The sequence below is a fragment of the Spirosoma validum genome (assembly GCF_014699035.1).
Lineage (GTDB): Bacteria > Bacteroidota > Bacteroidia > Cytophagales > Spirosomataceae > Spirosoma > Spirosoma validum.
In genome coordinates this window covers 806,574-831,759 of the sequence record NZ_JACXAA010000002.1, presented here as the reverse complement: position 1 = coordinate 831,759, position 25,186 = coordinate 806,574, and the positions used below count along the sequence as shown (strand labels likewise).

Below are 25,186 nucleotides of genomic sequence, written 5' to 3'. Positions count from 1 at the left end.
ATTAATCACCCCAAAACTTTTTTTATATTGTACAGAATACCAACCCTGTTACGAACCGTTTGACAAACAGGCCATGAGGTAGACGCTGGCGGATTCTGTCCATAATCACTGGACGTAGCGCTCCTGTGAGAGACTAAAAGTCTATAGACTCTATCACGCCATTTTCTCCGTGAGATAGCGCCAGTACCGTTTGGGTACGTGTTGCAGATGCAGTTTTTTGTTTTTGCGCTCCGTTATGTTTGTGCTTTGAAAATAATCTTTCCACAACGTAGTGTACAACAACTCATGGCTATCCAATCCCGTTTCCATGACGTCCTGTTCAGTTAAAGCCCTTGGCTTACTCGCTAAGACGACTTCGCAAATAGTGCTGCCGTTGTAATAGATTCCGTAATCCCGTCGCTCGTCGTAAATGACCCAGGGTTGGTCGGCGTATCGGTCTTTAAAATGCTGGCAGATTAAGGGTAGTACGTTGAAATCGGGATAAATGGTTGCCATAAACAGACCATTCTGATGTTTTTTGAAGCGCACAAAGGCCTCCATCCGATGCTTTTCCCGATGCACTTTCTGAGCGGCCTGCGCCATAGCCAGTACATCGTCGTTCCCATAGTTTTCAGCATAGCCATCCGGGTTACGGAATACGTATTGCGCGTACTTGAACAGGTGTTGAAGAACCTCTGCCTGTTCGGATAGAAATGCTTTGTAAAACCGTTGTTGTCCCTCGACGCCTATTTTCTTCTGCAACCCCAGCCACACGCGCTCAGCCTTTGCCGACTCAGTACGGACACGTACCGACGTGTCGAAAAAACCAGGTTCAAATCGACTTTCTCCCGTCAATTTCACTACGTCCTGTTTCCGCGCAAAGGCCTCGAAAATAGCGGTCAACAGCCCCTGAAAACCACCATCGTATACGTAAACAATCATTAGAATAAACTCAACTGCTGAAATTGATTCTTGAGATACTTGCTTTGACTGGTGCGCAGAATAAGCTGCTTAACTGTCTGCTCATCCCGTTCATTCAGCTGAAACGGGGTATCGACGCAGCGAATGAAATACTGCGCCTTGTTGTACGAAATACCTATCTTTTTTACCTGGTCGATCCGTAGTTTGCCGAATCGCCGGGCGGCCACTATTTTCTGAGCGGACCGGATTCCAATACCCGGCACGCGTAAAATCAGTCGGTACTCCGCTGTGTTAATATCAATCGGAAACAGATGAAAATTACGTAGCGCCCAGCTTAGTTTGGGGTCGACGTCAAGGTCGAGATGTTGATGCGTTTCATTCAGAATTTCCTGTACATCAAAGCCGTACAGACGTATCAACCAGTCTGTTTGGTACAACCGGTTTTCCCGGATCAGTGGTGGCGGGGTGCCGATAATGGGCATTCGGTTGTCGGTACTGATTGGAATATACCCGCTGTAATACACCCGTTTCAGCGAGAAGGCTTTATAATATTGGTCCGCCGTTTGCATAATATCCCGGTCGGTTTCGGCGGTTGCACCAATAACCATCTGTGTGCTTTGCCCGGCGGGAACAAATCGGGGAGTGCTTTTGATCAACTTTCGCTCGTCGTCAAATTGAACAGTTTTCGCCCGAATCACGCCCAGTTCCCGCTTCACTTCCGTATGCGACTTGTCGGGAGCCAGTAGTTTGAGCCCGACTTCGGTTGGCATTTCCAGGTTGATACTCATCCGGTCGGCATACAAACCGGCTTCGGTTACCATGTCCTCACTAGCGCCCGGTATGGTTTTCAAATGGATATACCCGTGGAAATTTTCTTCCAGCCGCAGCTTCTTCACGATACGTAACATACGCTCCATCGTGTAGTCGGCGTCTCTGAAAATTCCGGAACTGAGAAACAACCCTTCGATGTAGTTTCGTCGGTAAAAGTTCATGGTCAGCGACACCACTTCCTCAACCGTGAACGCAGCCCGTTTGATGTCATTACTGGATCGTGAGACGCAGAAGGCACAATCGTAGATGCAGTAATTGGTGAGCAGTATCTTCAGCAGCGATACACAACGACCATCTTCCGTATAGGTATGACAAATCCCGGAACCGGTGTCACCAATGCCTTTTCCGTCATTTTTCCGGTTGCTTCCGCTTGATGTACAGGATACGTCGTACTTAGCGGCATCTGCCAGAATTTTCAGCTTTTCCTGTATTCTTTCTTCCACGTCACTCAGTTTGTTTTTTAGTATACCACGGCTTGTTTAGAAGCTGTTTTCCTTGTTCCAAATTCAGCTTGCAAACGTAGGCTTTATCTGCGTATATTATACAACCAAAATAGTATATATTTTTCTTAAAATATAGTAAGAAAATTTATTTAGCACTTTTTAGAGAATTTATAGATCGTTTTCATATAATTGTGTTCAATACACACTATTCGCTTAACCTATATTTTACCACCGACATATCATGGTTCATTACATCCACTCCAACCGCATTCTGGTCGCTCTGGACTGTATTATATTCGGTTTTGATGGGGAAGAAATAAAATTATTACTCATCAAGCGCAACTTCGAACCGGAGCTTGGTAAGTGGTCATTGATGGGCGGTTTTCTGAACGCAGACGAAGATCTGGAAGCTGCTGCCCACCGAATTCTGTATAACCTGACGGGTCTGGACAACAATTACCTTGAACAACTTCAAACGTTTGGTGCGGTAAAGCGTGACCCCGTCGAACGGACAATTTCTGTTGTCTATTACGCGCTGGTCAACAGCCAGCAGCAGGACCTGAACGCTATTCGAGCGCACAATGCTTACTGGATCAGTCTAAGCGAAAAACCGGATCTGATATTCGACCATGATGCGATGGTTGAGCAGGCGCTACGTCAGCTGCGGTATAAGGCAGCTCTGCATGCTATCGGTTTTGAGTTGATGCCGGAAAAGTTTACAATTCCACAACTGCAGAAAGTATACGAAGCGATTTACACTAAACTCCTCGACCGTCGGAACTTCAGCCGAAAGATCTTATCGACCGATCTGTTGATTGACACGGGTGAAAAGGATACCAACTCGGTGACCAAAAAGGGAAAGTTATACCGGCTCAACACGGAGAAATACCAGAAGTACCTGACAGACTACGTCAGCTTTTTCCCGGAACTGACCCTGTCCTGACGATCCGTGAACAACCATTTCCGTGGGCTTTGGCTTCACCGACCGCATAACGTCATAGACAAGGTAACTCTTTATCGATCCTGGTTGCTAACCCGCGCCGGACAATAAGCAAAAAAAATTATGTTACAGATAAAACGTTGTTCGCTTCTCGCCAGCTTGCTCTTCGCCAGTACGTCGCTTCTCACTCATGCCCAACCGGCGCCCGTTGTACGCGTGAACGTAGCGCAGCCCGTTGCCGACATTCAGCCGACGATGTGGGGCGTATTTTTTGAGGACATCAACTTCGGCGCCGACGGAGGGATTTATGCCGAGATGGTCAAGAACCGCTCGTTCGAGTTTTTCAAACCGCTGATGGGCTGGAAAGTCGATGGGAAGAAACGAACCGAAGGCGACGTACTGATCCAGAATCGGCAGACCCCGTCAGCCAATGCGGGCACTCAGCCGGAGAAAAGCACCAACAACCCGCGTTACGTTCGGATAACCACCAGCAACGCCAGTCAGGGCGACCTGTCTATGACCAATGAAGGATTCAAAGGGATGGGCATCAAACCGGGGCTACGTTACGATTTTTCCGTGTTATATCGGGTACAGTCAGGCAACCTGAAACTTCATGTCGATCTGCTTAATGCCAAGGATGATGTGGTTGGTTCAGGTGTACTGATACCCGAACAATCGGACAAAGGCTGGCATAAACAACAGGTTAGTTTTAAATCGACCGCGGGTGAACAGAAAGGCAAACTCCGTATCTGGTTCGAGGGAACGGGCGTTTTGGATGTAGACATGATTTCGCTGTTTCCCGAAGATACCTGGAAAGGTCGGCCCGGCGGGATGCGGGCGGACATGATTCAGATGCTGGCCGATATGAAACCAGGGTTTGTGCGCTTTCCAGGCGGTTGCATTGTCGAAGGGCATGATTTGGATCAACGCTATCAGTGGAAAAAGACGTTAGGACCTGTTGAAGACCGTCAGTTGATCATTAACCGCTGGAATTTCGAGTTTGCACACCGTCCGGCCCCCGATTATTTTCAGTCGTTTGGCCTGGGCTTCCTGGAGTATTTTCAACTCTGCGAAGACATCGGCGCTGAACCGTTGCCGATTCTGAACTGTGGTATGGCCTGCCAGTTCAACACTGCCGAACTTGTTCCGATGGACCAACTGGACCCGTATGTTCAGGATGCCATCGATCTGATTGAGTTTGCCAATGCCGACGTATCGACCAAATGGGGGAAAGTTCGGGCTGATCTGGGCCACCCCAAGCCGTTTAACCTGAAATTCCTGGGCGTCGGTAACGAAAACTGGGGACCGCAGTACGTTGAACGGCTAGCCGTTTTTCAGAAAGCCCTCAAAGACAAATACCCTACCCTGCGCCTGGTTTGCAGTTCGGGCACTGACCCCAACGGCGAACGCTTCGACTTTCTGAACGGCAAACTACGCGAAATGAAAGCCGACCTGATCGACGAACACTACTACCGCCGACCCGAATGGTTTTTACAGAATGCCAGGCGGTATGATACGTATCCACGTAACGGCTCGAAAGTTTTTGCCGGTGAATGGGCGGCCCAAAGCGACAAGACCGTCAGCGTAGACAACAAGAATAACTGGCAGTGTGCCTTATCGGAAGCCGCGTTTATGACCGGACTCGAACGCAACGCAGCAGTGGTTAACATGGCGTCTTATGCCCCTTTGTTCGCGCACGCCGATGGCTGGCAATGGACACCCGATCTGATCTGGGTCGACAACCTGCGCGTGTATGGCACGCCCAACTACTACGTCCAGAAACTGTATTCACTGAACAAAGGCACGAACGTATTGAGTCTGACGCAGGGTCCGGTCTGGAAGGACAATGAACCCTTAGCAGGGCAGGACAGCCTGTACGCTTCAGCAGCCTGGGACAAAGCGACGAATGAGGTCATTCTAAAAATCGCGAACGTATCCGATAAAGCGCAGGCTCGTACGTTCCAATTCGATGGGGTGAAAAAAGTAGCTGCCAATGGAACGCTAACGCTTCTGAAAAATGAGGCACTCGATGCGGTAAACTCGTTCGAAAACGCGACGAAGGTTAGCCCTGTTGAACAACGTATCCCGGTGGATGTGAAGAAAAAAGCGCTCTCGATGACAGTAGCCCCCCGGTCGTTCTCCGTGATCCGTATCAACGTGCAGAAATAGCTGATGTACCACCAAATTCTTTAAAATCTTATTGTTATAAAAAAATTATTGCTATTTCTCATAGAATAATCCTAAGAATGCACTAGTATTGTGTCAGATAAACACTATTCCTCAACGGGCTATTTTCTAAGTAGTCATCCGCTCTTTAATCGCCATCATTTTTAAGCAGGAAAGTAGATCCATGAACAATCAATACGTTATCGGCATCGATTTTGGCACCGATTCGGTGAGAGCCTTAGTCGTTAACGCGCAGACAGGTGAAACCCTCGGGACGCACGTCCACGAATACGCCCGGTGGAAAAAAGGGCTCTATTGTAACCCGGCCACGTCGCAATTCCGGCAACATCCCCTCGATTATCTGGAAGGACTGGAAGCCACCATAACCGGTGCTTTGGCTAACGCTCCTGACGAGGTTCGGCAGCAGGTTGTTGGCATTTCGATTGATACCACTGGGTCAACACCTTGTGCCGTTGATGAAACCGGATTACCGCTGGCATTACGTCCTGATTTCGCCGAGAACCCCAACGGCATGTTCATTCTCTGGAAAGATCATACGGCCAATGCCGAAGCCGAAGAGATTAATGAGCTGGCGCATCATTGGGATACCGATTACACGAAATACGTCGGTGGTATTTACTCGTCGGAATGGTTTTGGTCCAAGATAGTACGTACGCTACGTGTCGATGAAGCTGTTCGTAACCAGGCCTTTTCCTGGATTGAACACTGCGACTGGGTATCGGCTATGCTTACCGGCAATACCAACCCACTTGCGTTGCGTCGGTCGCGTTGCGCAGCGGGCCACAAAGCACTCTGGCACAGAGAGTTCGAGGGATTGCCCTCTGAAGAATTTCTAACAAAACTCGATCCGTTGCTGGGTGGATTACGAGATCGACTCTTCACCGATACCTATACGTCTGATCAATCAATGGGCCACCTTTCAGCCGAGTGGGCCGAAAAACTGGGGCTTTCGACCGACGTAGTGGTTGGCGTTGGTGCCTTCGACGCGCACATGGGTGCCATTGGTGCCGAGATTGAGCCCTATGCTTTCGTTCGCATTATCGGTACGTCCACCTGCGACATTCTGATGGCCCCAAACGACGAAATTGGTCATCGGCTAATTCGGGGAATTTGTGGTCAGGTCGACGGTTCCGTTGCGCCGGGCATGCTGGGCCTTGAAGCGGGTCAGTCCGCTTTTGGTGATGTGTATGCCTGGTTTGCCCGACTCATAACGGGGCCAGTACGTGATTTACTGGGCGACGAAGCGGCCGATACGTTGAGCCGTCAGCTTATCCCGCATCTCTCTACCCAGGCTGCTACGTTGCCGGTTACCGAGAACGACGTTATTGCGCTCGACTGGATCAACGGCCGTCGAACGCCCGATGCGAATCACACGCTCAAGGCCGCCATTTCAGGATTGAATCTCGGAACGGATTCGCCAAAAATCTTTAAGGCGCTGGTTGAAGCGACCGCGTTTGGCTCCCGTAGCATCGTCGACCGATTTATCCAGGAGGGCGTTCCCATCAAAAAAGTAATTGCCATTGGTGGAGTCGCTAAAAAGTCGCCCTTCGTCATGCAGACGCTCGCCGATGTACTGAACAAACCGATTCAGGTAGCCAGCGCCGATCAGGCCTGTGCTTTAGGCGCTGCGATGTGCGCGGCCGTAGCGGCTGGAGTTCATCCAACAATGGAAGCCGCCCAGCAGGCCATGGGATCGGGCTTTGATGCTGAATATACTCCTCGCCCGGAGCAGTCAGCCATTTATGAAATCTTGTATCAGAAGTACCTGAATATGGGCCAATTCGTTGAAAACAATTCATTCTCACGTCTTAATGTGATGTCAGTTTCTTAAAACTGACATCACGAAGACAGACTGCTTTAGCAGTGATTAAAGACACTACCATAATGCTTAATTTAAAACAGTACGAAGTCTGGTTCATTACGGGTAGCCAGCATTTATACGGGGAAGAGACGCTCAAGCAGGTCGATGCGCATTCACTCATCATTGCTCAATTTCTGGACAAAGCGCCGAAGGTCCCGGTGCGCGTTGTGTTCAAACCGGTTGTCAAAACGCCGGATGAGATTTACGCTATCTGCCAGGAAGCGAATGTAGCCCCCAACTGCGTCGGTATCGTTACGTGGATGCACACGTTCTCGCCCGCTAAAATGTGGATTCGGGGATTGAGCGTACTGAAGAAGCCGATGCTTCATCTGCATACGCAGTTCAACCGCGACATTCCCTGGGGCGACATCGATATGGATTTTATGAACCTCAACCAGTCGGCCCACGGCGACCGGGAGTTCGGGTTTATCATGTCCAGAATGCGGTTGAACCGTAAAGTAGTTGTTGGTTTCTGGCAGCAGGATGACGTTGTGGAAAAAATCGGCTCCTGGACACGTGTTGCCGTAGCAGCTTACGAACTGAAAACGATGAAAGTCGTTCGTTTTGGCGATAACATGCGTCAGGTAGCCGTAACCGATGGCGATAAAGTAGCCGCCGAAATGACGTTCGGGATGTCGGTCAATACGCACGGCATCGGCGATCTGGTAGCGGTTATCAACCAGGTAAGCGACGCCGAAATCGACCAGTTGGTTACGGAATACGCCGACAGCTATACGCTGATGGAATCGCTAAATAAAGGCGGGGCTCAACACAACTCGTTACGTGACGCAGCTAAAATTGAAATCGGGCTACGGGCTTTCCTGAAAGACGGAAATTTCTCCGCGTATACCGATACGTTCGAAGACCTGCATGGCATGACGCAACTGCCCGGCATTGCCTCACAACGCCTGATGGCAGAAGGCTACGGTTTCGGCGGAGAGGGCGACTGGAAAACCTCGGCGATGGTCCGTACCCTGAAAGTAATGGCAGCGGGTTTACCTGGCGGCAATTCGTTCATGGAAGATTATACGTATCACTTTGATCCGGGCAACCCGCTGGTGCTGGGGTCGCACATGCTCGAAATCTGCCCAAGTATCGCGGCCGATAAACCGACGTGTGAGATTCATCCATTAGGCATTGGCGGTAAAGCTGATCCGGTACGATTGGTATTCAATGCGCCAGCAGGTCCGGCCATCAACGTATCGCTGATCGACATGGGCAACCGGTTCCGGCTATTGGTCAACGAAGTCGAAGCGATTGCGGGCACGGAAGCCCTACCTAAATTGCCCGTGGCCCATGCACTCTGGAAACCCCTGCCCGATATGCAAACCGGCTGTGCCGCCTGGATTCTGGCCGGCGGAGCGCACCATACAGTCTACAGCCAAAACCTGACGACAGACCACATCGAAGATTTCGCCGACATTTTCGGTGTAGAACTGGTTGTGATCGATCGGGATACGAAGCTGCGCCAACTAAAAAACGAACTGCGCTGGAGCGAAGCCGCGTACCGGTAAACCTTTCGTAGTCTGGCCGGACTGGCGCACCAGCGGCCACGTCCGGGTGAGGTAACTGTATTTAAACCCGGACGTGGCGCTGGTGCGCCAGCCCGGCCAATCTACAAGTCATGAAGAAACAAATCCTAACCCTTGCCTTTGCCTGTCTCACAGTCTTTGTCTCAGCACAGAACAAAGTGACGATCAACGCTGACGAAGGCAAACACATCATTAGTCGACACATTTACGGCCATTTTGCTGAACATCTCGGTCGATGTGTTTACGACGGCTTTTACGTCGGCGAGAGCAACACCAAGATTCCGAACAAAAACGGCATTCGGCTGGACGTAGTGGCGGCCCTGAAAAAGCTGAAGATTCCAAATCTGCGCTGGCCAGGCGGGTGCTTCGCCGATACGTATCACTGGAAAGACGGCATTGGTCCGAAAGCGAAACGACCTAAAATTGTCAATACGTGGTGGGGTGGGGTTACGGAAGATAATAGCTTCGGTACGCACGACTTCCTGAACATGTGCGAATTGCTGGGTACAGAACCGTATCTGGCCGGTAACGTTGGGAGCGGTACGGTACAGGATCTGAGCGAATGGGTTCAGTACGTTAATTTTCCCAGCAATAGCCCCATGTCGAGCCTTCGACAGCAAAACGGACGCCCAACGCCGTGGAACGTCCGGTATTGGGGCGTTGGCAACGAAGCCTGGGGTTGTGGCGGCAACATGAAAGCTGATTATTACGCCAACATTTTTCGGCAATACAGTACGTTCATGAATTCGCAGGTGGGTAAGGAAAAGATTTTTCGGATAGCGTCGGGCGCCAGCGACAGTGACTACAACTGGACCGAAACACTCATGAAAAACATTCCGGCATCGCTGATGGAAGGCGTTGCGCTGCACCACTATTCCGTGCTTTCGTGGGGCGAAGGCAAGAAAGGGTCGGCCACCCAGTTTACCGATCAGGAGTATTTCAAGACGATGCAGCAGGCGCTCCTCATGGATGAACTGATTGAGAAGCATATCGCCGTTATGGACAAGTACGATGCCGAGAAAAAGATTGCGTTGATCGTCGATGAATGGGGCGGCTGGTATAACGTCGAACCCGGTACGAATCCGGGGTTTCTGTACCAGCAAAATACGATGCGCGATGCCGTACTGGCGGGTGCTACGCTCAACATTTTCCACAAATACTGCGAACGGGTCCGGATGGCGAATCTGGCACAGGCTATCAACGTATTGCAATCGGTTATCCTGACCAAAGGCGACAAAATACTTCTGACGCCAACGTACCACGTACTGGAAATGTACAACGTTCATCAGGACGCGACCATGCTGCCGGTAGATATAAAGTCGGATGATTTCAAGTTAGAGAATGAAAAGCTTCCGGCGGTATCAGTTTCGGCCTCGCGCGATAAAGCCGGGAAAGTACATATTTCGCTGGTCAATATCGATCCAAAAAAAGCACAGGATATTTCTGTCAACCTAAAGGGCTTGAAAACCTCAGGCATGACTGGCCGTATTCTGACATCAGCCGACGTACACGATCACAACACGTTCGAGAATTTAACCAAAATCAAGCCGGTAGCCTTCAACGGGGCCAAACTTTCCGGCGACAATCTGACTGTTACGTTGCCGCCGGTTTCGGTGGTGGTGCTTGAACTTTAATGAGCGAATGAGTGAATTGTGGATGAGTGAATAGTTTGTCTATAACTCATTGATTCACTCATTCATTCGCAATTCACTCGTTAAGACCATGTACACGACCTTAAAAGAAGAATGCTACGAAGCGAACATGCAGCTGCCGAAGCTGGGGCTGGTGTTGTTTACATTTGGGAACGTCAGCGCCGTTGACCGGGAGCGGGGCGTTTTTGCCATCAAACCCAGTGGCGTACCCTACGAAGCACTACGTCCGCAGGACATTGTCATCTGCGATTACGATGCAAAATTAGTTGAGGGCACGATGCGCCCTTCGTCCGACACGAAAACCCACGCGTTGCTCTATAAAACCTGGGAGGATATTGGCGGCATTGTTCATACCCATAGCACGTATGCCGTTTCCTGGGCGCAGGCTGGTTTGGATATTCCCATTTTCGGAACGACCCATGCTGATCATACGCATCAGGACATTCCCTGTGCCCCGGCCCTGACCGACGAGATGATTCAGGGCGATTACGAGCACGAAACGGGCAACCAGATTTTCGATGTCTTTGCTCAAAAGGGTTTATCGCACAAAGAAATGGAAATGGTGCTTTTGCAAAATCACGGTCCGTTTACGTGGGGCAAGACTGCCGAGAAAGCCGTTTATAACTCGGCCGTCCTGGAAGAAATAGCGCGCATGGCTTACCTGACCCTTCAGATCAACGCAGCCACGCCACGCATAAAAGATACGCTTCGTTTAAAACACTACGAGCGAAAACATGGCACGAATGCCTACTATGGACAAGGGTGTTAAGTATTAACGGCTCAACATCATCTTTGCCTATACGTGTCTGCCTGCTTACCTACGCTTGCGCACACTCATCCTTATTATTTCCAAACTCTTCTAGTTCATGAAAGGACTGACCCAATTTTTATCGCTGGCGCTTGTAACGGGCGTATTGACCATGAATTCCTGTACATCCAAGAAAGAAACGACCGAGCAAAAATCAGGTATTGAGAAAGCATCCTATGGCCAGTTAGCCGATGGGCAGACCGCCGATTTGTATACGTTGCGAAACGCGTCGGGTATGACCGCGAAAATCACGAACTACGGCGGCATCCTGGTGGGGTTGACGGCTCCCGACAAAGACGGCAAATTTGAGGACGTTACGCTCGGTCAGGACTCCCTAAGCGCGTATGTAAAGAACAATCCGTATTTCGGCGCACTGATCGGGCGTTATGGCAATCGAATCGCGAAGGGGAAATTTACGCTGGACGGAAAAACGTATTCGCTCGTAACCAACAACATGGGTAACCATCTGCACGGCGGCACGGTTGGCTTCGACAAGGTACTCTGGACCGCTACACCTATCGAGGGGGATGAACCGGCGCTTAAACTTACCTATACGGCGAAAGATGGCGAAGAAGGCTATCCGGGCAATCTGAGCGTAACGGTAACCTATACGCTACAGAAAGACAACGCTCTAAAGATTGACTACCAGGCTACGACCGACAAACCGACAGTTGTTAACCTAACCAATCATACGTATTTTAACCTGACAGGCGGTGCCAAACGCGACATTCTTGATCACGTTCTGACGCTCAATGCCGACCGGTTTATTCCCGTCGACAAAACCCTGATCCCAACCGGCAAGCTACAACCCGTTGCCAACACGCCTTTTGATTTTACGAAACCAACCGTAATCGGTGCCCGTATCAACGATTCGACCGATACGCAGATTAAATATGGTGGAGGCTACGACCACGGCTGGGTACTGAATGGCTCAGGCGACTCGCTGAAACTGGCTGCTACGGTCTACGAACCGACGAGTGGCCGCGTCATGGAAGTCCGTACAACCGAGCCAGCCATCCAGTTTTATACCGGCAATTTCTTGGACGGAAGCGTAATGGGCCGCGAAGGATTTGCCTACAAAAAACGATATGCTCTCTGCCTGGAAACCGAACATTATCCGGATTCGCCGAATCAACCATCGTTCCCAACGACAGTGCTACGTCCTGGCCAGACGTACAAAACAACAACCGTTTACCAGTTCTCGACTAGAAAAGAGTAAACCGTTCTGTCAATAACGCGACGTGGTCGACGTGGGGTCAGGTTCAGAACCTAGCCCACGTCGACCACGTCGCGTTATTGACAGAACGGTCTGTTGGTTTCTTACTTTTTAGTGGTCAGAATAATTCGTCCGTCTGGATACTGGATGTCCGTATTATCCTCGGCCGTGATGAAAACGTCGGTCGGTTCGGAGGTGGTGGTTGCCCGTAAGCTTCCCTGCAACGCTTTACCCGACGGCGTAATCTTCCCTAGCTTTTGTACTGGATCACTTTTAGACTCCGTCCAGACCAGATACGTACTTTTAGCTGGGTCAAGCTTTTGAGGGTCAGCCAGGTTTGATACGCTTACGTTGATCACGTAATTTTTATTCTTGTCTTTTTTCACCGTTACGTTCCCCGATGCCGATGGCACAATCGTGGAATTAGTGAAAGTCATTTTCGGTGTACATGCATTTAGCCCGGCACCTATGAGCAGCGCAAGAGCTATTGAATAGATCGTTTTCATTGATTTTAAAGCTTATTAATCAGTAAACTGAGGAAGTTCTACAGATGTTTGTCTTTTCCACAGACAGTAACCTAATAAGACGAACATTGACGGCTGCTTCGTCTACCCCCTTCTGAATACGTACAACATCAACTGATACTCTTTACCCACATTAACCTATGCGCGTTCAAACGATAGTACTATCCGCGTTAGTAACTATAACGGCCCTGTTGACACTGAAAGCGCAGGACGTACCGTTAATTCCGGTGCATGATCCGGTTATGATTCGGCAGGATAGTACGTATTACGTATTTGCTACGGGCAGAGGCATTCGAGTTTGGTCATCGACAGATCGGGTACACTGGAAAGCAGAGAAACCCGTTTTTGACGTAGCGCCCACCTGGACAACTCAGACGAATCCGGCAACGCGGCAAAATGACTTCTGGGCACCCGACATTACGTACCATAACGGGCGCTATTACCTATTTTATTCGTCGTCGGTGTTCGGCAAAAATTCGTCAGCGATTGGATTGGCAACCAATACGACGCTACGTTCGTCAGATCCTAACTATAAATGGGTCGATCAGGGATTGGTGATTCAGTCCGTACCGGGTCGGGACAACTGGAACGCCATCGATCCGAATTTGCTGATCGATTCAACAGGAAAAGCCTGGCTGACGTTTGGCTCATTCTGGGAAGGCATCAAACTCGTCCGGTTACGCGATGATTTAGCCGGCCCGGCAACCCCGCCCGAGTGGTCGACGCTGGCTAGCCGTCCACGTACCGATACGACAGGAAACAGACAGGCAGGTAACGGCGCTATCGAAGCCCCGTTTTTGTTTCGTAAAAATGGGTTTTACTATTTATTTGTCTCGGTTGACTATTGCTGCCGAGGTCCGAAAAGTACGTATAAAATGATGGTCGGACGCTCGGCCAACATCACCGGCCCCTATGTCGACCGGGACAGTAAATCCATGACGCAGGGTGGTGGAACGCTCGTGCTGGCGGGCGATAAAGACTGGTATGGCGTTGGCCATAATTCAACCTACACGTTTGACGGTAAAGATTACCTGATTTACCACGGCTACGATGCAACCGACAACGGCAAATCCAAACTGCTGATCAAACCACTCCGTTGGGATGCGCAGGGCTGGCCGACGGTCGAACAATAAGTCAATCCTTATACAGGTAAGGGACACTGATTGTATCTGTTTCTATTTCGTTACTGACGTTTAGAGCACGATCCCGGATTTGAATACGATATTTCGTTGGAAAGAATTTATATGGTTGGGTATAAGGATAGAGTTGTTTCAGCTCCAGATCACCTTCAATAGCCCCGGTCCGGCCCTCTCGGCTCAACCGTGGAAATGCGAGGAACGTATTTTCTCCCGTCGACAACTCCTTGTATTGCTTATTCTCCAATCGGAAAGCACGTATCTTATAATTTCCCCAGTTGCCAGCTTGTCGATAGCGATTCATTTCACTGCTGCTAATCGGCAAATCGTTACCTAAATCACCGTTACCGTCGGTGAAGCCGACCGTAATGACCAATGAATCCCGCTTTTGCTGGCCAACACCCGTACCCGCTGCAAGAGTATACCGGCTGATGCCCTTGAACGTAATTTGAGGAGCGTTCGGGTAAGTTGGCTCCGTAAAACAACCAAATACAGACAGACTTATTAGCAGAACAAGCCCATGAAGAAGTACTGTTTTTCGGATTGCGTGTGCCTTGTTCATAGGCTAACTATGGCTTTTTACGACTCTAAAAAATCTTGCTGATCTATAAATCGATCGAATGTCTTTTATGGACTCTATATGGCTAGAAAGGGTTGTGAATGGCAACGCAAATAATAGTAGAATGCTACACGAATCACCCTGGAACATACGCTAATCCAACAGCGAAAAACTTGTCCTGCTCTAATTTGCCATCGCCTAATTCGAGTCCTGTTCATGTTTACTGGATGCTCTATCCTAACGTGAATTATGGTTGGTGAATCTTTTTTAGTACGATGCCGGTAGGCATCTCATGTTTATAGGTGATAAATCCACCCTTTAGGCCGCATGCCGGAGGTATGCAACGATGGCATACCTCCAGCATGCGCATGATAATGAGTCTCTTATGTCTATAAACATATCACGACAGCGGCCGACCGTCCCTTCCGGGTAAATTATCCATAACTCACTTTATCCTATTTCGCACTCAAAACCGACTGTTTGTACTTCGCCGTACGCTCATCCCGAATAACGCCTTTCCAATTGAGGCCGAAACCAAAATCATACGAGTTGCCGTCCGAGTCTACATACGAAGTCATATCGCGGGGAACGTCTTCGGCCTGTGTTTCTACGGTTTTCATGTCGGCAGGCATCTGCATCGGCAATAGAGCTGAGGGTTCATGCACGCCCGTCAGAATATCCATCAACGCCTGATCCTGTACACCAAAATGAGCTAAGATCGCATTGGATTCTTTTTCAAATTCCCGCACAACCGTCGGATTAGAAACTTGCAGGGCCACAATCACCGGCTTACCATTCATTTTAGCGAAGGTTTCCGTTACCATTTTCAGATCGCTGCTGTTAATCGTCTTAGCCGTCTTGCCATTATACGTCCGATTTGTGAATTTCTCCATTGGATCGCCACCGGCCATACTCGGATCACGGGTTCCCTGCGCTGTATAATCACCGTATTGAAGACTAACCGGAACGTAACCCGTACCGCCGGTTTTAACCTCAGCGCTATTGTAACCGCCACCTGAGTTTGGGCTTTGGATAAATACCAGCGCATAATCAGCTTCGGCTGGATTATCCGTTACGGTAAAATACTTCTTCACAATACTCAGATTGACCGGATAATCCAGTTTCTCGGGAATGTCCATGCCCAGAAAATTGCGACCGGCGGGGGTGAAGCGTTTGGGTACGTAAACCGTTTTGCCTTTCGTGAGTGGCAACGCTTTCGCTTTGTTCTTCAACATCACGACCGATTCGAGTTGCGTCTGATAACCCGCCTTCATAAACTCGGGCGTACCAACGGCTTTCTGCGATACCTGCGGATCTAAATACGGATTTTCAAATAAACCCACGCGGAAGATGTTACGTAGTAATCGAACGGCGGATTGTTCAAAGCGAGCCCGCATGGTTGCTTCGCCGTGATCTTTAACGCCCATTTTGTAAGCCTCAATCACTGGCTCCGATTCGTTATTCCCACCGAACTGATCGACGCCATTCATCAGAATTTTGTAATGCCGTTGCGCTACCGATAGTTTTTCAACACCCCACGATTTACCTGTCAGAAATATATCAACCGCTGTTTCATCGGCCGTAATGAGCCAATCGGTACAGACAACGCCATCGTATTTGTATTTGGTACGTAGCAAATCATGGATAATGTATTTACTGTAGCTATTGCCTACGTTTTCGCCATACTTCTTATCCTGATCGAACGAGATGGTATAATATGGCATCACCGCCGATGCCATGCCTGTTTTGCCGTTCAGCTTGAACGCCCCGTTCAGGAAAGGTAGAAAAGCCGTCTCGAAATTCTTTCCCGGATACACAGCGTATTTGCCATAGCCATAGTGTGCATCGCGGCCACCCTCACCCGAGCCACCACCGGGCCAGTGTTTCACCATCGCGTTGACACTATGATAACCCCAGCCTCCCGTAATTTCATTGGCTCCCGTTGACGTCTGAAAACCGTCTATATAAGCGCGGGCCATGTCGGTCGACAGCTTCGGATCTTCGCCAAACGTACCACTCACCCGATTCCAGCGCGGGTCGGTTGCCAGATCAACCTGTGGAGAAAGAGCCGTCGCAATACCTAATGATCGATATTCAGTAGCCGCAATCTGCCCGAAGCGTCGCACTACTTCAGGTTTGAAAGTAGCAGCCAGCCCCAGCGAACCGGGCCACATGGAAATGGTGCCACCTGCACCGGCATTGAATTCAGCATCAGCGCGGGTCCCGTGACGCGGATCTGAACTGCTGTTAATCGGAATACCCAGGCCGATTCCTTCGACCAAGGCCTGTGCGTTGTTGTTCCATTCCGCAGCTGCTTCGGGACTTTGAACCGACGTAATGAGTACGTGTCTCAGGTTGTCTTTATCCAGAAATACCTTTTGCTGATCCGATAAGTCAGCCACTTTAGCCCCACTTTGCGCAAACACTTTACCGCCATACGTACCGGCGAATGGACCGCCCGCTGCCGCCGGAATAGGCTGATGTTTACTATACAGCATTAATCCGGCAATTTGCTCAACCGTCATCTTCGAGGCCAGGTCTTTAGCCCGTTCATCGGCCGATAGTCGCCAGTCTTCGTACTTATCTAGTTTGCCGTTTTTGTTCAGGTCTTTGAATGAAAACCCCTTGTCTGTCAGGATCTTCACGCCCGACGAAGTCGAATAACCAAGCGTCTGCCCGCCTTTGTTTGTGACTTTTACCCAGTTACCAATCTTCGTTTCGTTCCCGTTCTGGCCGAACGTAACGGAGACTGACAGAACGCTTAATAAGCCAATGTAAATGTTCTTTTTCATCATAGTTGTCAGTTATTTTTCAACCCCATAATACTGCTCCCAAAACGCCAACTGAGGTTTCGTTGGCAGCGGTTTACTCTGAATCGTTTTGTCCAGAATGAGTACGTTTTTAGTGGTTGGCTGATAAGCAGGCCAGTTTGGTAAGTTTTTACCATTAGGGTTACCTGTTTTAGCAAAATTTACCCAGTACGATGACATACTGCTGGCCAGTTGCTGATCGACAGGCTCCCAGGGACGGTGTAAGGTATGCAGGTTATCATAAGCATACGCAATCTCGCCGGAATGAAACGCGCCGAATTGCGTCTCAGGCGTATTAGCAGGTACTTTGCGATTGAAGTTGTACACATATACCGGCGATTTTCCGCTCTTGGCCTGCATTCTGGCCCAGGTATAATCCTGAATACCAAAGGATTCGTCCCGGCTACTGGCCCGCTGCGATTGAGCGGCTTCGTCTTCGGTTTTCGCTGGATAGACGTTTAGATACGCATCCGCCTTATCGCCAAATCGTTCTTTTACCTGTTCTCGAAATACCTCGGCTTTGACAGGTGGGCCCGAAACCCGGTCATCTTCGTTCCAGCCAACGATAAGCGGTACGTCATTTTGATGGCCCTTGTTGTAAATGGCATAAATAGATTCCGGTACGACGTATCCATCGACGATTGGCCCACTTAAACCACCTGTTGCTTTCAGGAGTTCGTCGGCGGATTTTTCCCGCAACTCACTGAGCGTGTTAGCGTTTAACGATTTGGAAAACGTAACACCCTGCTGCTCGGCATCCTGCAAGGTTAATTTAGGTCGGATAGGACTGGCTACAAAGCTACCGCCACTTTCAGCAATGGCTCGTTGAAAAAGTCCTTTCGCTAAAGGTGAAGCCGTCAGGAAATTGACCGCAAACGCCCCGGCTGATTGTCCGGCAAGCGTTACGTTGCCGGGATCGCCACCCAGCGCAGCAATGTTTTTCTGCACCCAACGTAGCGCGGCTAGTATATCAAGCAGCGCGTAATTGCCGGATGCGTTATAGCCGGACTCCTTTGTCAGTTCGGGATGTGCCAGGAAACCAAAAACGCCAAGCCGGTAATTAATCGTTACGAACACAATGCCTTTCTTCGCCATCGACTCCCCATCGTAAATAGGGCAGGCTCCTCCCCCACTCCGAAAACCGCCACCCGGAACGTAGACAATGACCGGTCGTTTTTCGGTCGCCGACTTTGTGCCCGTCCACACATTCAGATACAGACAATCTTCGCTGATGGGCGATTCAGGAATCAGAAACTCCGACGACCAGTACATAAACGGCGCAGGTTTCCCCTGCATCGGACTTGGACCAAACGCCTGGCATTTCCGGACACCCGCCCAGTTTGCCACGGGTTGTGGTGCTTTCCAACGCAAATTTCCGACAGGCGGTGCGGCAAACGGAATACCTCTAAAAATCCGGATATCGCCCGTTTTGTTCGTCATCCCTTCAATCTGCCCATTCTCCGTTTTGACAGTTTTCGACTGACCAACAGCGGTAAGAGAAACAAACGCGACGAGTAAGAAAATGAATTGTTTCATAGAAAAATAGGGCGGCTAAAGTAGTTTCTGTTCAGCGACACGTAGCATAACGGGGCCAATCAGACCCGAGTCGAGCAAAGGCGAATCTTTATTGTAGTGTTTCCAGGTTGTGAACGTAACGCGCCCATCGGCAGGTTTGGGCTTTCCATCTTTATACCAGGCAGGCAGCTCAACAATAGCGCCGTTGCTTAGACTAGCAAAACCACCGGCTCCACCACCAGGCGTAAACTTGTCGGGATCAGGCAAATATTCATCCCCGATCAGGCGATTCGGCCAGAGGTTCGTTACCTTGACTTCCAGACTGTTATCCCCCGATTTTACGGCGTCGGTAATATCAATCCGGTACGGGCGTTTCCAGAGCGTGCCTAAATTTTTGCCGTTAACCGTTACGTTCGCCATGACTTCAACCCGACCTAAGTCCAGGAATAACCGTTTATTGGCCGAGAGGACATTGGCCGGTATATTTAGTGTTTTAGTATACGTAGCCGTACCGGAAAAGTGTTTTACACCATCCTGATCGTGGGTATTCAGCGGAAGCAGTTTGGCTAACGTAATGCGGTCAGGCGCACCCAGATTCGGCGGAAAACTCACTTGCCAAGCACCCGTGATTTCCAGCGGCTGATTAATACCGGAAACGGTCAGCGCAGCGTCTTTGCCTGTCTGATCGCGCAGGGCGTATTGGCCATTCTGCCAGAAAAGCAGACCTGGTTTTCCTGCCGATGCAAACGCTACAACCGGTAACGTATCGTTCGTCGGCCGTTCCTGAGCTGCCATCTGCCGGATGCGATCCTCGCTCAATGTTTCGGCCAGCAGCTGAGGTTCGGTCGTATCTCCGTTGTAGAAAGATGCCCCATCACTCAGATACGCCTGTCCTAATCCCGGATGCACAATACTTCCCTCAGCTTTTCCCTGCTGAATGAGTTTACCGTTCACATAAACCGATGGCACACCGTCTTTATAAGCCAGTGCTACGTGGCTCCAGCCTGAAATGGGTGTCGGCGCAGCCATACGGAAGACGGGTTTACCCATAGTACGTTCCCAAATCGCCACACCGTTACGTCCAACAGTTAGCCCGCAGGTCGCATGACCAGCACCGTACAGTTCAGTGCCGGAAGGCGGGTAAATGGCGTAGTAATCGGTCCAGGGATCTTTAACGTGCTCCAGAAATCCATTCGCAGCAAGCATTATATTAAGCTCCGGCTTGGCCCACAGGGTAATCGTAAAGTTATTTGTTACGTCTTTATAAAGTTTCCGGGCTGGCGCTGAGAAGGGTTTCGTACTCAGGAATGTCTCGTTGTTTTTCGTGACCGACTGCAACCGTTTCTGAGCCGAAGAGCGGAAGACAACGAAGAGCGAACCGGCCGGGTCGAACTGTAGCGGAATTCGCGTCTGATCCCCAAGCGTTTCGTAGATCGGGATGAGCGTTGTTTTACCCGTTTCCGCATCCCAAAGCTCAGGCTGTTTGCCCGTTACGCGGAACGTACATACCGTTTCTTCCAGCGCCCGGCGCTGATTGGCCAGAAAGTAAACATGCGCGTCACCAATGCGTCGGTGTATCCACGTAATGGGCGCATCGCCCGAACGAGACGTTACGTCAACATCCGCTTTTATCGCCAGCGTGTTTAGTACGTTCTGGATCGGTTGTCCCCAGAAGACGCGCCCCTTGCCGGAACGATTTTCGGTAACGGACGTACCGTTAATTTGACCCCAGATTTCCGTTGTTAGCTGTTGGAATTCGGCATCACCTTTCGTAAAGCCCCGTAAGCCCAGTGAGCTTGACGGTTTTGAACCAACCAGCACCAGACCAGCCTTCACGAAATCACGTAGTTTACGCAGCAACTCCAGACTAAGTGATTTATGATCCTGCAACACCAATACACGATAGCTCATGCCATCGGGCAAGGTAAGATTGCCGTTCTGGATTCGGGCGCGACGTAGCAGTGTTTCGCCGTTAATCAGGTCATAATCATTATTTTGCGGGGGTGTCGGTGTCAGCTCATGGGGTTCTATTTTTGTATATTCGTTACCTTCCTCACCGGTAAAATAAGCCAGATCGGCCACGAACAATCCCTGCTGCAACAGGCTTTGGCAACGAGCCAGGTAATCCAGCCACGCCCGGCCCTGATTCCACCACGTAACGGTCCGGTCGAAGTGAATACCCCACGGTCCCATCGTCATGCCCGGTCCCGCCGTTGGATGCGGTTGATGTGCATATCGGTGGAAAATAATTCGGTTCAATCCCTGCGTAAACATCTTGTCGCCCAGGGCTTTCATGACAAACGGGTATTCCTGCCAGCGAGCGGATTCGGGTTCGCCCGTAAACGCTTCCGCACCAACAATTTGCGGGCTGGTCGGTGTGCCACCGCCTGCATTTTTTCCATTAATGTGGGCAATGGAAGCGGCTAGTTTGGTGGTTCGGTGCATGGTTAGGTTGTTCTGAAACAGCGATGAAAGTCCGTTCCAGAATTCGCCCATGTTTACGTCGACCCGGGCACCCACCTGCATTTCTTCCATCGGTCCCCGGTCGTAGGGCTCGGTATAGGCAATAATTCCCTGCTGATGACACAAGTCGCGGAAGCGTCCGTAATAATTGTCAGCCATCAGGTCGGACTGCACGCGCCGGAAATCCCAAAGGAATCGCTCTGTTGTATCGACATCGCCAACGATACGTCCTGTCAGTGTTGGGAGGTAATTCAGCAGTGCATAACCGGTACGTTTCTGGAATTCCTGCGGAAACGAGGGTGTCCAGTTTTGCATCCCAACCTCGTAACTGTCGATCAGCAAACCTACTTTTCCTTTCTGCGCCAGCGGCTTCAGCGTTGGCAACAGATTTTCCATCATTTTAGTAAAGTGAAAATCAATGGCTGCGGCATTGTATTTGTCGCATTCTAACCCAATACCCGTGTCGGGCGCCGATCGATTGAGTTCACCTTTTGGCGTGTAACCAACGCGTAGAATCGTCCAGTTGCCCGATGGTGCTTTCCAGGTCAAAACGCCATTTTTATTCATAAACGACGTGACATCAACAAGCGAAGTCGGATTGATAGCCGCCTTGCCGTTGCCATCCTGATCCGCCGATACGCCCATTACGCCGAACGCATTGTTGGTCTTTTTCCGCCAATCGGCAAGTCGAGCCGTTCCCGACAAACGAAGCTGGGCAAAATGCCGGGCACCAGGCGACGTGATGCGAAAGAACTTTGCTTTCGTCGCCGGAAAATCAGCCAGACTAAGCGCATCATCCGGCGAACGTCCGGCACCACTTGTTATTACTTTGCGAAACTGTGTACCATCATCCGATGCTTCGAGCGTGAGCTGCGGACCACCCCCAAATCCACCGCCACCCGATGGTGTTGCGCCAACAGATTTACTCAAAAAAGCAATTGACTTAGCTTCGTAAGGCTCCTTACATTCAAGCAGTACGTAAGCAGGTTGCCCCTCGGCAGCCGGACGTACCGTCACGCCTGCCGATCCTCCAAGTTGGTCAGCCGAAACCGATTCTGTACTTCCACTAGCGGTTATTTTACTGACTAGCGATACCAGGGAGCCTTCGCCGGGGAGCGACGGGAATGCCAGTACAGCTACGTCTCGATAGTGATTCAGTCTGTTTAACGGTTTTGGCAACGTAACGCTTACGGACTGACCGCCCGTTACATAGGCTTCACTCCAGGTCACCTCCTGCATCGCCAGTTCGGGGGTAATCCAGGGGCCGCCACTCGACGACCAACCGGGGCAGTTGTGCATCGTAAACTCTAAACCCAGCCGCTCGGCTTCTTTGATGGTATGCTGTTTCAGACTGAGCCATTCGGGACTTAAATACACGACGGGTCCTTTGGGAATGCCTGTTCCAGCATCGAAATTCTGAAACCCACCCAGGCCGATCTGCTTCATCGCTTCCAGATCGCGCGTGATGCCATCAGCTGTTACGTTGCCGTTCATCCAGTGCCACCAACACTGCGCCCGTGCCGACATCGGCGGATTAACGAAGGCAGCTTCAAACGAGTCAGCCGCCCCAGACTCCAGGGCGGCTTGTTCTGAATTGATCTGAAAAATACCGGATGGCGTAACGACTGCTACTAAGCCAGCCGTGGCGCTATTTTTTAAAAACGTACGTCTTTGCATCAATTAAGGCGTTACCATCACGCCGTTTGTTTTTAATACCTTGCTGAAAAACAGGACATGAAAGGGCAATGAATTTTCCCAATAGTCCCAGGTATGTGCGCCCGGATGTTCGGTATAATCGTGAGGGGTTTGATTGTAGGTAAGCCGCTGATGCAGTTCACGGTTCGGCTCGATCAGGAAATCATTAACCCCACAATCAATGATCAGGGGCAAGCCATTCGCTTTCAGTTTATCGGCCATGTTGACCACCGAATTGGCAGCATACAAATCGGGGGTTGCATTTTTGGGACCTAAAATACGCTCGAAACGAGGAGCGATTTGTTTGGCAAAGTCGGGCGTAATTTTCCAGTGAGTCTGACTCAAATCCAGGGCGCCACTCATGCTTCCGGCTGCACAATACAGATCAGGATGCCGGGCTGACAAGTACAAAGAACCATGTCCGCCCATACTCAGTCCCGTAATAACCCGCCCTTTCCGGTCGCGAATGGTCCGATACGTTTTATCAATTTTCTCGATAACTTCTTTCGTGATATACGTTTCAAATTGATTGTCTTTCTGAAACGGACTGTCAATATAGCCACTCAGGTCTTCGCCCTCGGGGGTTACGATGATCAGATTATACTGATCGGCCAGATTATGCAACAGCATCTTGTCGGGCGTTTTATTCAGCCAGTCGTTGAACTTACCACCACCGCCATGCAGCAGATACAAAACCGGATAGCTCGCCTTACTCTTCGCATAGGAATTAGGCAGCACAACCCCCGCCCGAAGGTTCTTCTGCATAGTAGCGGAGGGAATATCCAGGGTGTCGACTTTAGCCGCAAATGATAAAGTCATCCCGTTTAGCAGGCTGATAAACAGGAGAAAACGTATTGATTTCATAGAAATTTTTGTTTAGAATTCATGCGCCGGACTTTAATCCGGTGCATGAACATCTCACGATTCAAGTTCTACCTTATTTAAACAGCATCGGTACGTATTCATTGAGGTACTGCCGCCAGTTGATCCAGGTGTGCCCCCCCGCGGTTTCCTTATATTGGTATTTAATCTGGTGTTTGTCGAGCAGCGCCAGTGTCTTTTTGTTGGCATCCATCACAAAATCATCTTTACCAATACCAATCCAGAACAGTTTTTTTCCTTTATTGAAGGAGGGGTCGTTTAAAGCTTTGGCGTATTTGGTCTCAGCTTCATCAATGCTCGAACCGAAAAAGCCTGAACTGAATACGCCGACGTAGTCAAATAATTCGGGGCGCGTCAACGTAACGTCCAGCGTTTGAAAGCCACCCATCGACAGACCGGCAATGGCCCGATTTTGCGCGTTAGCCAGTGTGCGGTAATTTTTCTCGGCGTAGGGCATAACGTCTTTCAGGAGTTCGCTGGCAAATAGGTCCCGCATCCGGTTCATCATATTCATATCAGGCATTCCTGACGTAGCAGGCATCGGCATACTACCATTGGGCATCACGACAATCATCGGCTTAGTCTTACCGGCAGCAATCAGATTGTCCAGAATGAAACCCGCCCGCCCTACGGTGTTCCAGCCCGAATCATCGTCACCGGCTCCGTGTAGTAAGTAAAAGATCGGGTATTTCGTGTTGCCTTTTTCGTAGCCCGGTGGTGTGTAGATGTGCATCCGGCGCAACATGCTCAGCGTATTGGATTGATACCACACTTCCCGTACTTCACCATGTGGTACAGCCCGGTTGTCTTCAAAGGCTGTCTCAACGCCGGGCACCAGCATGACGTTTTCCAGACTATTGATCCCCTGTTTAATGACCGGGTTTTTGGGATCCATTGTTCGCACACCGTCCACTGTAAGCGTATACGTATAATAATCAGGCTGGAGTGGACCAACCGTTACGGACCAAACACCCTGATCGTTTTTGGCCAGCGAGAGCGGTTTGCCGCCGGAGGTAAAGTCCCCACTTACAACAACGTCGCTTGCTTTGGGCGCGTAAATCTGAATAATAACCCGCTTATTGTCCAGCGCTTTTGGTGATTTCAACGTATCGTTTGGCGTTGGTGTCCGCTGGGGTGTTTGAGCCATCACCCAGGGGGACGTAGCAGCCAGCAATAGAGCTGTACAAAAGCCGAAGTACGTCTTCAGTACGTGTTTAAAAACGTTCATAAGT

At 50.1% G+C, this 25,186-nt stretch carries 17 protein-coding genes; 8 read left to right on the top strand and 9 right to left on the bottom strand.

All coding sequences use genetic code 11. The features are described 5' to 3' along the window. Positions 1 to 153 precede the first annotated feature (153 nt). Both IC230_RS08300 and IC230_RS08295 read right to left on the bottom strand, forming a co-directional pair. A complete protein-coding gene (locus IC230_RS08300; RefSeq protein ID WP_191038501.1) occupies positions 154 to 921 on the bottom strand; it encodes a TIGR03915 family putative DNA repair protein in 768 nt (255 codons plus the stop codon). Beyond that, the gene (locus IC230_RS08295) at positions 921 to 2,174 is read right to left on the bottom strand and encodes a putative DNA modification/repair radical SAM protein (protein WP_191038500.1); all 1,254 of its coding nucleotides are present in this window, start codon (positions 2,172 to 2,174) and stop codon (positions 921 to 923) included. Before IC230_RS08295 ends, IC230_RS08300 begins: the two co-directional genes overlap by 1 nt. A 241-nt stretch (positions 2,175 to 2,415) precedes the next feature. Here IC230_RS08295 and IC230_RS08290 point away from each other — a divergent pair, with 241 nt between their 5' ends. The 7 genes from IC230_RS08290 (at position 2,416) to IC230_RS08260 (ending at position 12,373) form a co-directional block, all read left to right on the top strand. Further along, the gene (locus IC230_RS08290; RefSeq protein WP_191038499.1) at positions 2,416 to 3,117 is read left to right on the top strand and encodes an NUDIX hydrolase; all 702 of its coding nucleotides are present in this window, start codon (positions 2,416 to 2,418) and stop codon (positions 3,115 to 3,117) included. 120 nt (positions 3,118 to 3,237) lie between these two features. Then, positions 3,238 to 5,283 carry an alpha-L-arabinofuranosidase C-terminal domain-containing protein gene (locus IC230_RS08285; RefSeq protein WP_191038498.1) on the top strand — a complete coding sequence of 682 codons (2,046 nt, stop codon included), beginning with the start codon at positions 3,238 to 3,240 and terminating at the stop codon, positions 5,281 to 5,283. Positions 5,284 to 5,464: 181 nt separating this feature from the next. Continuing rightward, on the top strand, positions 5,465 to 7,132 hold the full coding sequence (locus IC230_RS08280; protein WP_191038497.1) for a ribulokinase: 1,668 nt from the start codon (positions 5,465 to 5,467) through the stop codon (positions 7,130 to 7,132). 53 nt (positions 7,133 to 7,185) lie between these two features. Further along, positions 7,186 to 8,676: an L-arabinose isomerase gene (gene araA, locus IC230_RS08275; protein WP_191038496.1), complete on the top strand. Its 1,491-nt coding sequence runs from the start codon at positions 7,186 to 7,188 to the stop codon at positions 8,674 to 8,676. A 110-nt stretch (positions 8,677 to 8,786) separates the two neighbouring features. Further along, the gene (locus IC230_RS08270; protein WP_191038495.1) at positions 8,787 to 10,328 is read left to right on the top strand and encodes an alpha-N-arabinofuranosidase; all 1,542 of its coding nucleotides are present in this window, start codon (positions 8,787 to 8,789) and stop codon (positions 10,326 to 10,328) included. Between the two features lie 88 nt (positions 10,329 to 10,416). Next, positions 10,417 to 11,115: an L-ribulose-5-phosphate 4-epimerase gene (locus IC230_RS08265; RefSeq protein WP_191038494.1), complete on the top strand. Its 699-nt coding sequence runs from the start codon at positions 10,417 to 10,419 to the stop codon at positions 11,113 to 11,115. Between the two features lie 97 nt (positions 11,116 to 11,212). Continuing rightward, positions 11,213 to 12,373 (top strand): aldose epimerase family protein, encoded by a 1,161-nt coding sequence (locus IC230_RS08260; RefSeq protein WP_191038493.1) that lies wholly within the window; start codon positions 11,213 to 11,215, stop codon positions 12,371 to 12,373. A gap of 101 nt (positions 12,374 to 12,474) precedes the next feature. Here the strand turns inward: IC230_RS08260 and IC230_RS08255 are convergent, their stop codons facing one another. After that, complete coding sequence (locus IC230_RS08255) at positions 12,475 to 12,876, bottom strand: hypothetical protein (protein ID WP_191038492.1); 402 nt, start codon at positions 12,874 to 12,876, stop codon at positions 12,475 to 12,477. A gap of 158 nt (positions 12,877 to 13,034) precedes the next feature. Here IC230_RS08255 and IC230_RS08250 point away from each other — a divergent pair, with 158 nt between their 5' ends. Then, a complete protein-coding gene (locus IC230_RS08250) occupies positions 13,035 to 14,027 on the top strand; it encodes an arabinan endo-1,5-alpha-L-arabinosidase (protein ID WP_191038491.1) in 993 nt (330 codons plus the stop codon). 1 nt (position 14,028) lies between these two features. Here the strand turns inward: IC230_RS08250 and IC230_RS08245 are convergent, their stop codons facing one another. The 6 genes from IC230_RS08245 to IC230_RS08220 all read right to left on the bottom strand — a co-directional run bounded on the left by IC230_RS08245 (position 14,029) and on the right by IC230_RS08220 (position 25,101). Then, positions 14,029 to 14,592: a hypothetical protein gene (locus IC230_RS08245; protein ID WP_191038490.1), complete on the bottom strand. Its 564-nt coding sequence runs from the start codon at positions 14,590 to 14,592 to the stop codon at positions 14,029 to 14,031. Positions 14,593 to 15,044: 452 nt separating this feature from the next. After that, complete coding sequence (locus IC230_RS08240) at positions 15,045 to 17,384, bottom strand: glycoside hydrolase family 3 protein (RefSeq protein ID WP_191038489.1); 2,340 nt, start codon at positions 17,382 to 17,384, stop codon at positions 15,045 to 15,047. Between the two features lie 9 nt (positions 17,385 to 17,393). Next, positions 17,394 to 18,935: a carboxylesterase/lipase family protein gene (locus tag IC230_RS08235; RefSeq protein ID WP_191038488.1), complete on the bottom strand. Its 1,542-nt coding sequence runs from the start codon at positions 18,933 to 18,935 to the stop codon at positions 17,394 to 17,396. Positions 18,936 to 18,950: 15 nt separating this feature from the next. Next, a complete protein-coding gene (locus IC230_RS08230) occupies positions 18,951 to 23,054 on the bottom strand; it encodes a glycosyl hydrolase (protein ID WP_191038487.1) in 4,104 nt (1,367 codons plus the stop codon). Positions 23,055 to 23,057: 3 nt separating this feature from the next. Then, on the bottom strand, positions 23,058 to 23,936 hold the full coding sequence (locus IC230_RS08225; protein ID WP_191038486.1) for an alpha/beta hydrolase: 879 nt from the start codon (positions 23,934 to 23,936) through the stop codon (positions 23,058 to 23,060). 73 nt (positions 23,937 to 24,009) lie between these two features. Next, positions 24,010 to 25,101: an esterase gene (locus IC230_RS08220; RefSeq protein ID WP_394355478.1), complete on the bottom strand. Its 1,092-nt coding sequence runs from the start codon at positions 25,099 to 25,101 to the stop codon at positions 24,010 to 24,012. Between the last annotated feature and the right edge of the window lie 85 nt (positions 25,102 to 25,186).

Bases quoted from the DNA above. Each gene is read 5' to 3' on its own strand.
- IC230_RS08300 (WP_191038501.1), bottom strand. From the start codon at position 921: ATGATTGTTTACGTATACGATGGTGGTTTTCAGGGGCTGTTGACCGCT.
- IC230_RS08290 (WP_191038499.1), top strand. From the start codon at position 2,416: ATGGTTCATTACATCCACTCCAACCGCATTCTGGTCGCTCTGGACTGT.
- IC230_RS08285 (WP_191038498.1), top strand. From the start codon at position 3,238: ATGTTACAGATAAAACGTTGTTCGCTTCTCGCCAGCTTGCTCTTCGCC.
- IC230_RS08280 (WP_191038497.1), top strand. From the start codon at position 5,465: ATGAACAATCAATACGTTATCGGCATCGATTTTGGCACCGATTCGGTG.
- araA (WP_191038496.1), top strand. From the start codon at position 7,186: ATGCTTAATTTAAAACAGTACGAAGTCTGGTTCATTACGGGTAGCCAG.
- IC230_RS08270 (WP_191038495.1), top strand. From the start codon at position 8,787: ATGAAGAAACAAATCCTAACCCTTGCCTTTGCCTGTCTCACAGTCTTT.
- IC230_RS08265 (WP_191038494.1), top strand. From the start codon at position 10,417: ATGTACACGACCTTAAAAGAAGAATGCTACGAAGCGAACATGCAGCTG.
- IC230_RS08260 (WP_191038493.1), top strand. From the start codon at position 11,213: ATGAAAGGACTGACCCAATTTTTATCGCTGGCGCTTGTAACGGGCGTA.
- IC230_RS08255 (WP_191038492.1), bottom strand. From the start codon at position 12,876: ATGAAAACGATCTATTCAATAGCTCTTGCGCTGCTCATAGGTGCCGGG.
- IC230_RS08250 (WP_191038491.1), top strand. From the start codon at position 13,035: ATGCGCGTTCAAACGATAGTACTATCCGCGTTAGTAACTATAACGGCC.
- IC230_RS08245 (WP_191038490.1), bottom strand. From the start codon at position 14,592: ATGAACAAGGCACACGCAATCCGAAAAACAGTACTTCTTCATGGGCTT.
- IC230_RS08240 (WP_191038489.1), bottom strand. From the start codon at position 17,384: ATGATGAAAAAGAACATTTACATTGGCTTATTAAGCGTTCTGTCAGTC.
- IC230_RS08235 (WP_191038488.1), bottom strand. From the start codon at position 18,935: ATGAAACAATTCATTTTCTTACTCGTCGCGTTTGTTTCTCTTACCGCT.
- IC230_RS08230 (WP_191038487.1), bottom strand. From the start codon at position 23,054: ATGCAAAGACGTACGTTTTTAAAAAATAGCGCCACGGCTGGCTTAGTA.
- IC230_RS08225 (WP_191038486.1), bottom strand. From the start codon at position 23,936: ATGAAATCAATACGTTTTCTCCTGTTTATCAGCCTGCTAAACGGGATG.
- IC230_RS08220 (WP_394355478.1), bottom strand. From the start codon at position 25,101: ATGGCTCAAACACCCCAGCGGACACCAACGCCAAACGATACGTTGAAA.